The 708-nt window shown below is 53.5% G+C and carries 2 protein-coding genes; both read right to left on the bottom strand.

Features of this window, described 5'->3' with window-relative positions; genetic code table 11:
* Positions 1-215 precede the first annotated feature (215 nt).
* On the bottom strand, positions 216-512 hold the full coding sequence (locus tag G4417_RS16525) for a DUF3847 domain-containing protein (protein WP_173717707.1): 297 nt from the start codon (positions 510-512) through the stop codon (positions 216-218).
* Positions 505-708 (bottom strand): DeoR family transcriptional regulator (locus G4417_RS16520; protein WP_173717706.1); only part of this gene is annotated, 204 nt, incomplete at its 5' end. The genes G4417_RS16520 and G4417_RS16525, both read right to left, overlap by 8 nt.

Raw genomic sequence — 708 nt, 5'->3', positions numbered from 1 at the left:
ACTTGTCGGCTGGGAACAGCTTGCAACGCAAGGTGTCCCCAGATGGCAAGTCCACAAAAGGGTAGCTGGTGGTAGCCAGCGCAGGGGAAGCGTAGCGTCCCCTGTATGATTTGGAGCAGACCATGACTGCGGAAAATCACAGCCCTCCGGCGAGGAGCCTTCGGAGAACGCAATGCACCAACCTCTGGGTGGTGTATAATTGCGCCCTTAGTAAACTAAGGGGTTTCCGGCTTCTCCCGTTCCAGCAGTTTCTTCAATAGTTCCTGCGTGTCCTGCCTGTGAAAAATGAGTTTCAACAACAGCATGACATCATCGTCTGTCAGGCGTTCCGGCTCTTGCAGAAAACTTTCCAGCATACCGCCACGAGTGCAGAGCCGGTGCGTCCGTTCCTTTCGGGTAAGCTGCTTCAACTGGTGCTGCAATACCTTTTCATCATTGATGGCTTTTCGCAGTTTCTTTTCGCTTTTCTCCAGCTCCCGGTTGAGCTTTTCCAGCTTTGAGGTATCAGGCAAGGGCAGCGTCCTCCTTTCCCGGTATCAACACATAAATCCTGTTTGGTTCTCCAACGCCCTGACACACCCGCATGATAAGTCCGGCGGTTTCCAGTTCATTCAAAGAACGCTTGACCGTCATGGGGCTGCGGGACAGGACTGCGGCAATGGCTGTGACAGGGAAGCAGACAAACAGGATTCCGTTCTCGTCCTCCTG

It is taken from the genome of Blautia wexlerae (genome assembly GCF_013300825.1).
GTDB lineage: Bacteria > Bacillota > Clostridia > Lachnospirales > Lachnospiraceae > Blautia_A > Blautia_A wexlerae_B.
This window is presented reverse-complemented; position numbering and strand designations above follow the sequence as displayed.